1 protein-coding gene is annotated in these 11,046 nt (G+C 56.0%); it reads right to left on the bottom strand.

Annotation, left to right across the window (positions count from 1 at the left end; translation table 11 throughout):
• The coding region (locus tag H9S92_RS18610; RefSeq protein WP_187468208.1) for a collagen-binding domain-containing protein at window positions 1–10,940 on the bottom strand (10,940 nt) is incomplete at its 3' end.
• Window positions 10,941–11,046 lie beyond the last annotated feature (106 nt).

Below are 11,046 nucleotides of genomic sequence, written 5' to 3'. Positions count from 1 at the left end.
GCCAGGTTGTACAGACCAGCACCGGGGGTACCGTTGCCGTTAGGACCGTTAGATCCACAAGCCGTGTAGACGTTGTCGCCACCGTCGTTAGAGCCGGGCGTCAGGTCCAGCGTCACGTTGTAAGTCAGCGTGAAGGTCTCCGTTGCGCCAGCGGCGATGCTGTTGTTCGTCGTCAGCGTCGTCGTGCCAGCCGTCAGCGTACCAGAAGCTTCGCCGCTGAAGGTGCCGCCGTTGATCGTGACGTCGTTGTCAAACGCAGGGGTATCCGTCAGGCCGTAAGTACCCGTAGCACCGCCGTTGTTCGTCACCGCAATAGTGTAGACTACGTTGTAAGAACCGTTGGGCTGGACCGTCGCAGATACGAAGGTCTTCTCCAGTTCGACGTTGGGCAGGTCACCGCAGGCGTCGTCGCTAGCGTCGGGCTGGCCGTCGCCGTTGGTGTCCAGGTAGGCCGTGTTGTACAGACCTTGGCCGGGCGTGCCTTCGCCGTTCGGACCGCCGTTGCCGCAGGCCGTGTAGACGTTGTCGCCACCGTCGTTAGAGCCGGGCGTGAGGTCCAGCGTCACGTTGTAAGTCAGCGTGAAGGTCTCCGTTGCGCCAGCGGCGATGCTGTTGTTCGTCGTCAGCGTCGTCGTGCCGGCAGTCAATGTGCCGGAAGCTTCGCCACTGAAGGTGCCGCCGTTGATCGTGACGTCGTCATCAAAGCTGGGCGTGTCCGTCAGGCCGTAAGTGCCCGTGGCACCGCCGTTGTTCGTTACCGCAATCGTGTAGACTACGTTGTAAGAGCCATCGGGCTGTACCGTCGCAGAAACGAAGGTTTTCGCCAGTTCGACGTTGGGCAGGTCACCGCAGGCATCATCGCTGCTGTCGGGCTGGCCGTCGCCGTTGGTGTCGAGTTCGGCCAGGTTGTACAGACCAGCACCGGGGGTACCGTTGCCGTTAGGACCGTTAGATCCACAAGCCGTGTAGACGTTATCGCCACCGTCGGTAGAACCCGCCGTCAGGTCGAGCGTCACGTTGTAGGTCAGCGTAAAGGTCTCCGTTGCGTCCGCCGCGATTTGGTTGTTCGTCGTCAGGACCGTTGCTCCTACGACGTTCAATGCACCTGCGTCCGCGCCCGTGTAAGAACCGCTGTTGATGGTGATGTCGTCGTCAAAATCGGGGGTATCGGACAGGGAGTAGGTGCCGATGCCTCCGGTGTTGATGACGGAGATGGTGTAGGTAACGTTGTAGGAGCCGTCAGGCTGCACGACCGCAGAGATGAAGGTTTTTTCAACCTCCATACTCGGTACCCGCTGGATGCCCGCATCGAGATCAGGGTAGTTCTGGCCATTTACGAGCGTAACTGGGTCAGTCATACCGTTCATTGCCGGATCGGCGTCGCTGTCATTGGTTTCGTTGCTGCCTACTGCGCCCAGGGTGGTGAAATTGTAGCCGTTGGGGAGCACAAACTGTACGCTGTAAGTGCCAGGTACCAGACCGGTGAATGCGTAGAAGCCATTGGGGCCAGTTGACGTATTATCGATCACGTTGCCGTTGGCGTCTTTCAGGTTTACGGTAACGCCGCCGACCCCGGCAGAAGCGGGTTCATCGTTGATGCCATTGCCGTTGGTGTCTTCCCAGACGTAATCGCCGAGGCTGGCGCAAACGGCGGGATTGACGGTGATGGTGATCTGGTCGGTATCCATACAGCCGTTGGTGTCGGTAACTTTCACCAGGTAAGTAGTAGTAACTGCGGGACTGACCGTCAGCGTCGCTTCGGTAGATACCACGGCGGGGTTGTTGCCTACGGTCCATTCAATGCTGTAAGGTGCTTCCCCGCCGGAGACATTGGCGGTGAGAATTACCTCTTGGTTGGCGCAAGTCACTTCGTCCGCATCGGAAGTGGTGATGACCACTTCGGGATTTTCGTTTACCGTTACGGTAGCGGTTGCCTGGGCGGTACAGCGGGCGACGGTGGGGACACTGCCGATGGATTCGTTGTACGTGCTCGTTACGATTACGGTGTAGCTCATCGTAGCGGATGGGCTGACCGTCAGGGTGGCGGCGGTTCCCAGGAGGGTGTTAGAACCTGCGGCGAACCACTCGTAGGTGAAGGTGCCATTGCCCGCGCCAGGTACGGCCGTGAGGGTAGCCATTTCCCCTTCGCAGATGGTCTGGTCCTGGACGGTAACGGTAGGTTCAGGACGAACCGTTACCATAACTACATCGCGCTCGAAACAGCCGTTGGCGTCGGTTACCCGAGCGAAGAAGTTGTTGGCACCCAGCGACAACATCGCGGGGGTTACTTCCAGGCTGGTGGTAGTGGAAAGTACGGTGCTGGAGCCCTCTTTGGTCCACTGGTAAGTAAATGGCGTAGCCGTGGAGAAGAACACATTTTCCACCAGCAGCGTCGTGCTTTCTCCTTCGCAGAGGAGAACATCGTTGCTAAGATCAGGAACGGGGAGTGGGTTGACGTTGATGGTACCCGTTTGTACCGTTGCACAGCCGTTGGCGTCGGTTACGGTAACGGAGTAAGTTTCGGAGGTAGCGACCGTTGTGTAGTTAGAACGGTAGGTAGCGGACTGGTTGGTGCCGCCGCCGTTGCTCCACAGGTAGGTGTAGGGGGCTTCGCCGCCGCTTACGTTGGCAACCAGGGTGGCGTTTTCCTCTGCGCAGACGGTGACGGGATCAATGGAAACGGTGGGGGCTTCGTTGACCGTGAGGGTGAATCCATCGGAAGCCGTACAGCCAAGACGGGTGACCGTCAGGGTAATATTCTTGATGCCAGGCGTGCTGAACGTTACGGGGCCGGGCGTGCGTCCGGTGGCCGTTTGGGGGCTGGCGCCGGGCCCGAAGTTCCAGTTGTAGGTCGTCAGCAAGCCAGCGTTGGTAGCGGTGAAGGTCGCCTGGAAACCAGTAGTACTCCTTACTTCACAGATTTCGGCGGGGCCGTTGATTTCTGCTACGGGAGAGAGGGGATCTTCCAGAATTACGGTTCCGACGGGTACGGGGCAATCATCGTTGCAGTAGCGGGCTACGAGATTGTAAGTACCCGCGCTGAGGCCCGTGAACTGGGTTTGGTCGCAGTCTTCAAAAGTCTGGCCGCCGTCCAGGCTGATTTCCACGGTGCTGCCAGCGGGTTTAATCACTGAAACGGTGATCGATCCGTTGGAGCCGGAACAGGTGGATGGGTCATTTTCTGCCGTGATGGTTACATCGGGCAGGGGGCGTACCCGCACGGATTCCGTGTCCGTTGCGATACAATTGTCCTTGGTCACGGTAAGCGTGACGGTGGTATTGTTGTCAGTAGAAGCGTTGGCGGTGGTGTAGGTCACCAGGTGGGGACCAGCACCCGTAGCCGTAGCTGGAGTGGCCATGGCACCAAAGTTCCACTGGTAAGTGGCGTTGGCACCGGCGTTGGTGGCGGTGAAGGTGTACTGGGTTCCTTCACATTCGTTGCCCGCCAGGGGGCTGATTTCGGCTACGGGGAGCGGCGTAACGTTGATGGTACCATTCAGGACCACATCGCAGCCGTTGGCATCGGTAACCGTAACGTTGTAGCTCGTCGTAGTGCTCAGCGGGCCGTAGGTTGCGCTGTTGGTCGTGGAAGCGTTGCTCTGCCAGACATAGGTGAAGGGGGCATCGCCCGCAGTCATGGTCACCGTGAGAGTGCCATTTTCGCCAGCGCAGATGGTGGGGTTACTGACCGTACCGGCGGGATCGGGCTTGATCACCAGCGTGATTACGTTGGAGTTGTCGTCGGTACATTCCTCCCCTCCGCAAACCAGGCGTGCGCGGTACTGGTAAGTTCCGGCGGCCAGGTTGGCATCGGTCACCAGGGTATTGCCAGTGGTTGGTAAGTTGGTAAAGGCACCCATCGTGCCCGTACGGCGTTGCCAGATGACGGCCTGGCAGTTGAGGCCGCCGGTGGGCGTAGCCGTCAGGGTGGCGGTTTCGTCGAGGCAAATGACGCCGTCGTTGATGGAAATGGAGACCTCGGGGTCGGCAATCACGTTGATCGTAACGATGTTGGAATCATCGGCGTCACAGCCCGTGCCGTTGCAGACGTAGCTGGCGCGTACCTGGTAGGTACCGGGGGCCAGGTTGGTGGCCGTGGTGTAGGTTGGGCCAGTGCTGACGTTGGTAAAAGAGCCGCTCGTGCCGGTGCGGATTTGCCACTGAACTGCCTGGCAGTTCAGGCCGCCAGAAACGGTGCTGGTGAAGGCAATGGAACCGCCTACGCAGACGTCACTTCCATCGGCATTGATGCTGACTTCGGGGTCTGGGACTACCGTAATTACTACTTGCTCCGTGCTGGTACAGCCATTTGCATCGGTGGCGGTGACGGTATAAGTGGTGGTAGTGGTGGGATTGACCGTGATGCTGCTTCCTCCGCGATTTCCGGGCATCCAATTATAGGTGATCATTCCGGTGCCGCCGTTAGCGTTTGCGGTGATGGTGACACTACCGCCTGTACAAATGGTCACATCATCGCTGGCCGTAACGGAAGGACCATCCTCGGCAGTGAGCGTGGCGTCCTGAACATCAACTGGACAATCATTCTGGCCCCAAACCGCAAAAAGGTTGTAGCTGCCTGCATCCAATCCAGTAATCGTGAAAGATCCATTATCATCGGCTACACTATATGGATAGGTTAGGCCGCCATCGATGCTGAATTTGATGATTGAGCGATTGGGGTTATCCGAGTAGGTAATCGTAATCGTTCCGTTATCCTCTCCACAAGTGGGGTTAGTGCTTACCACATTGGTCACCTCTGGAAGATCTTTGATGTTGATAATCTCTGTATCCTCGTTGAAACAACCAGCCAGCTCAACGGTCAAAGAGGCTGTAGCTGAGCCATTTCCTAGTTGGCCAGAAGGCAAAGTGTAGGTTACAACATGGGGCCCGATTCCGGTAGCGGTAGACGGAACGGCAAACGAACCAAAGTTCCAGGTATAGGTAGCTCCTGCTCCGGCGTTAGCAGCCGTGTAAGTTACTTGCTCACCAGAACATAGATCGTTGGCATTCACATTGATTTGCGCAACTGGTTCGGGGCGAACCGTTGCGGTAGCGGTACCCGAAGCTGTACAACCTTCTGGTGAAGTATACGTGTAGGTGATGGTGTAGCTACCAGCGGTCAGTCCAGAAGGATTGAACATATTGCCGGAAACGCCAGGGCCCGAGAAGGTGCCCCCAGAAGGACTGGCAGAAAGCTGAACAGCCGCATCTCCTACACACACACTAAGCGGTGCAACTAACACGTCGGGGGTTGGAGCCACCATTACAATAATTGAGGCTTCACTTTCACAGCCATTTTGGTTCAGACTGTAAAGAATGGTGTAAGTACCAGGACCAACAGCGGCAGGATTGAAAGAATTTCCTGATACACCTGGTCCTGAGAAAGTACCACCCACGGGGGTAGCCGAGAGATTTACAGGAGCATCGTCTTCGCAAAGGGTGGAAACAGGATCAATAGAAATGGTAGGGATATCCGTCACAAACACGGTAACTTCATCACTGTCGTTACAACCGGTGGCTGGGTTTGTAACGGTAACGGAGTAGGTAGTAGTTGCCAGGGGAGATACGGTGATTGAGGCGGTCGTGGCACCCGTACTCCAGAGATAGTTGCTACCGCCGGTAGCCGTCAGGGTAACGGAACGGGCGATATCTGCACAATCGGCCTGACCGTGGATATCACCGATAAAGTTGCGCACGTGCAGCTCACCAGCACCATGGCGGTAGCTGGCGGCAATGACCTGTCCTTCGATGTTTCCGGAGCCCACTTTATTGAGGTAGGCGTTCGGAGCGAGCACGGTACCTAAAATCGTTTGTCCGCCGTTAAGGGTGAGCGTCGTGGTGTTGGTAAAGTTCCAGATGATGTACTGGCCCAGTTCATTTCCCGCACCGGCCCAGGTGGGGAGTGACCATACATAGGTTCCTCCTGCGTTTACATTAATTACCAATGGGGTATTAACAGATGGAAATACGCTGCCAAACATCACTTGATTAATGGAGGAAAGTTGTGCTCCCGTAAGGTTCAAGTAATTGGTTTGCCCAGCAGTAAGGTTCAAGGTTACTACCCCGCTACCCACTGTTACGTTTCCTGCTTCCTGAGAAAGGCTGGTAGAATATGCACGAATGGCAGCAAAAGAAGTACTGAAATTAACGGGGGCTGCACCTGTTACTGATGCTTCACTTTGCATTGTGGCCAAGAGAACACGTGGATTCGAATCAAAACCACCAGGAGTAATCCGGGTATTTTGCGGAGAGCCATTCAATTGAGTAATAATATTTGATCCCGTAGCATTTCCGAGCTTAATAAAGCCGTTGTTCAAAACATTCACGCCATTGCCGCTGGTAAAGAAGATCCGACCACCGATGAGCAATGCGATGGGGTTGCCTTCACCACTTGCCGTAAGGTTGCCTGCGGTGAATCCGCTAACACCGTAATCGCCTTCGATTCGGAAATTACCACCTGTTGCAAGGGGCCCTTCAGATTCTCCGGAAACTACAGTACTTTGACCTTCGACGAAGGCATTATATCCAAAAGTAAGGGCATTCAATGAACCATTCGAAGGGGTGCTCTGAATACACTCACAGATCGTTTGGTCCACTCCAGCATTTGCCGTAACGGGTGGTTCGATGGTGATGGTCACCACGTTACTCTCCCCCAGGTACAATTCACAACCGGGGTAGCGAGCGCAACGGATAAAGCAGGTTGTTTCGGTTATGATTCCCGGATCAAAGCTTGCCTGGTTAGCACCGGGAATTTCTACCCAACTCCCCATATTGTCTATAGTGGGAGGGGTACAGTCACCAGTAGTTTTCAACCAGATATACTGTGGAGTACCGCTACCGGTGCCACCACTGGGCAGACTTACGCTGGTCAGCAGCGCGGCGTCGAATGGACCACAATTTTCTTGGTTGGCGGCAATCTGGCCACCGTTGGTGAAATTCTGGATTACCGTTAGGGTAGCACTTGCTACACTCGTGCAGCCCGTAGTTGGGTTAGTAACCGTTACCCGGTAGGTTTTCGCATCCGCCAGGCGAACGCGGTTAAAGGTAATGCTCGGTGTTGTAGCACCATTGCTCCACAGGTAGGCGTAGTTGCCCGCAGGAGTGACCGTGGCGGTAAGCCGGGCCTGCTCGTACTCACACTCCGTTACGTTGGGCACCATGACGGTAAAACTTTGTGGCTCGGTGATGACTACATCATCCGGCCACACGGCACGACATCCTGTAGCTAAACCAACAATGGTGATGTTGGAATAGGTGCCACCGCAGAGACCAGGGATTACCGTATCGCCCGGATCGTTGATGGTGCCCGTTGCGGGGAAGCGTACCACGCTGCCATTGTAGGTGTATTCCACGTAGAATGCTCCCGTGGTGTTCAGGTTCGGATCAATTACAATGCTGCCATTACACGGCGCACCGCAATTGGTGGCGTTGCTGCCCAGATTGACATGGTCCCACGCCGCCTGATTTACCGTCACCGTGGCTTCATCCGTGTCCGTACATCCATTGGCGTCCGTTACCGTTACCGTATAGGTAGTGGTAGCGGTTGGCGAAATGGTGATGGATTGGGTGGTTGCACCATTGCTCCACAGGTAAGTGTAAGGGGCCTGCCCCTGGCTGCCGTTGGCGCTGATGGTAGTGGACTCGCCAACGCAAATGTCCAGACAGTCCGCCGGTTCGTTGTTGAGTTTCGTGCCGGAAAGGTTGAAATTGAAGTCGCCATTGATGGTGCCGGTTCCAAAACCAGGGCCATTAGTGGGTTGCTTTTTCACACTCAGCGTAAACCATCCGCTGGCACCGAAAGCCGAAGCATTGTTCAGGTTGGCACCCACGCCCACCTGGAAAGCCTCGCCCATCCGGGCAAATTGCAGTACCGCTCCGGACAGGGCATTTTGCCCGGTAGCCGTTCCGTCCAGTTCGGTGTAGTAGTACCAATCCGTATTATTAAGGTCTCCAACACACTGGGTATTTTCTTTGGGCGAGCCCGCAGGTGCAGTGAAGGTCCGGCCGCGGAAGATCACGCTGACCTCAAATTTGGCGTTGGCGTTGGCATTGTTGACCATCGTTGCCGTGTAGAGCGCAGTTCCGTTGGAATTTTCTACAAACGTACCGTTCTGGATAGAGTACAATCCATTGGCATTGTAGCTGCCCGGCAGGTTAGCGATGTAAAATCCGTAGTTGTCGGAATTGCACGTGGCCTGGGAGTTGGTAGACGTGCGTGTCTTCAACGGGTCAGCCGCACAGGTGATGTTGGCCAGGGGACCAACCGTCTGCACAATAGTAATCGGCACCACCAGCGTACATCCTCCCGCAGCGGAAGTAACCGTTACGGTGTAATTCCCCGGAGCGAGGTTGGTGCGCGAATTGCCCGTTCCACCGCTGCTCCAGACGTAGGTGTAGGGCGTATTGCCACCCGTAGGCGTGAGCGTTGCCGAGCCCGTGTTGCCACCCACACAGGGGGCGGGGGTCACTGACACACTGACCGCCGGGTTTTCCCGGATGTGCACGTCGCGAACGTTGGTCGCCTCGGTAAAGGCTGACTCACAACTGCACTTGGCCTGCCGGCGGAACCAGCGCGAACCAACTCCGTAGGCAGGGGGATTGTAATCCTCGCCGGTAGCCCCGGGAATGTTGGTCCAGTTCCCTCCCTGCTCGGGCTTGATCTGCCACTGGTACTGCGGCGTACTTCCACCGGAACAGGTAGCGGCAGTAGCATCAAAAACAGGGGGATCGTAGGTTGCTCCCGCGTTCACACAAACGTTGACGTGGTCGGTCGAAATCTGCCCAGGGCTGGTCAGCGCACAACAGTACAACTTACCAAAGTCAAAGAAACCATTGCAGTGCAGACGATCGGCCGTCCCGCAGCCCGTCCGCGTAGCCGCAGTTTCAGTCTGGTAGGTATCGTCGCCGATTTTGACGTAATCAAGCTCAACATTCAGGTCACAACCATTAGTCGCATCATTGATGAAGTGCAGCTCGACGTCTTTGCCCGTGGTAAAGTTATTGAAGGTAAAGGTTTGGAAAGAAGTGCTCAGCACGTAGGTGGCAACCGCTACCCCGTCGAGCTTCAACTGCACCTGTTCGTGTCCACAATCCCCTTTGGCCCGGAAAGAAAGAATACAATCCCCGTCGTTTTTCGGGCACACCAGGTCAATGTAAGCTAATCCGGCAATCGTATAGGATTGGCCATTGACCCCGCCGGGGCCCTGTCCGTTCCGCGTATCTACTTCTACCGTAATTACGGATGCGCCGCCGGGCACGTTGGGCACCGTCAGCTCCAGAATGTCGATACAGCAAGGGCCACCCGCCGGACCGAAAGTCCACGTCTGGGAACCCAAAAGAATGCCATCCACTTTGGCATTGAGGCGTACGTAACGGCCATCCAGGGTGATTTCTGAAAAAGGAATTTTCAGCACCACATCCCGCGTCAGGGCGGCCGTAGGGATAGGAATATCGAAAGAAGCCAGGCTGTTGTAGCCAGTCAGCGAAGTGAATACCCCGGAACCCGCCCGGTCGGTGGTAATGTTGCGGAAAGCATAGGCTGTGAGGGACTGTAAGCCACTATTGCCCGTAGAGTTGTTGGTACACAGGCCACCGGCAGCACTGTGCCAAACGCCCCCAACACCTACCGGAATCAAACCCCGGTAAACGTGGAATCCCGTGTTCCCCTGGTTCGGCACGTTGGCTTTCGAGACCAGGTAATTGTTGCCGTTACTGGCCGTCACGTAGGTATCGTTGCCGGGGTTAGCCCCCTTGTAAACCACTTCAACCACCACCTGGTAGACGTTACCACTGGAGGGAATCGTAATGCTGGCCTGGGGGTTGGCCCCACAGTTTACGTCACTGGCGTAAAGGTCCACCATCTTGCCATCGCCACAGTCGGCCAAAAAGCCACTCGGCGGGGTACCTCCGTTGATGACGGTTCCTTTGTCCTGGAAGCACACCAGGTCTACCCAACCATCGCTGTTCGTTGAATTGTCCCGGTAGAAGAATACTTCTGCCTTGGCCGTGTTGGCGGGGGAGAAACCGTCGAATTGGTAAAGGTTATATCCCGTATTGCGGGCCACTGTCAGCGTAACCTCACTAATGTACTGGTTGGCAGAGTTGTAAAACTTTACGCCCACGTAAAAGCTGCCCGCCGAGGAGTGGTTCTTGGCGTATACGGAAAAGCAGTACTCCCGGTGACCTCCCAGGTTAAAGGACTGACCGGCGTAAGCACCCGCCAAATCCATCTTCAGCGATTTGCTGCCATCGTAAATGTATTCGCCCGATTGGGACGTATTCACCACGTAAGCGCCACTGTTTTTTGCCCAGGCGCTCCCCCCTGACTCAAAGCTGCGGTCCGTCAGCTTGTTGTTCACGCAACCCGTCAGCTTTTCCTGCACTGCATCTTCCAGGGGCTTGCCCGTGTAAGAGGCATCCTGTTCGCCCAGTACCGTTGGCAGGTTATCCAGGGAATAGGGAATGCTCCGCGTGTAGACGCCAAGCTCCCGCTCCGTGTACAGCGTTACCCCTTCGCCCATGACCTTCACGTTAAGGTAGGTACCGTTGGAGGGCGTCAGCAGTTCGGCGTAGCCTGCCGCATCAATCGGCAAGCGTTTCTTAATGGTTTTGCCGTTCAACTCCGCCGAGAAGTCCAAAGACTGCCCCGCCGTACCGTTCGTCTCAAATCGAATGCGGTCGTCTTGCGCACCCACCCGGCTCTCAGGATAAATGGTGTACTCCAACAACTGCAAGCGTTGCGCCAAAGGAGCATTTTCTGCCGCTCCGTTGGCCGCAGCATCTGCGCCTTGCTGGGCAACGAGCGTACTGTTTAAGGATAGCAGTGCCACAAACACGAACAGCAGGCGAGTGGCCTGCCGCTGGAGAGACGTCGAAAAAAGCATGTTGGAAGAATTGAAAAGACCGGATAGGAGGTCGGAAAGGGATGTAAAGTTGTTCATGTGTAAAGCGTATGGCGCCGAAGCGCTACAACCCAAAAGCCACCCGGGGGAAGGGGGGGCGGCTATTGGGTTATGTTGTGTTGTTCAAGTGGTAAAGTCAAAAACT

This window comes from Neolewinella lacunae (assembly GCF_014349155.1).
In the GTDB taxonomy this organism is placed as follows: domain Bacteria; phylum Bacteroidota; class Bacteroidia; order Chitinophagales; family Saprospiraceae; genus Neolewinella; species Neolewinella lacunae.
This window is presented reverse-complemented; position numbering and strand designations above follow the sequence as displayed.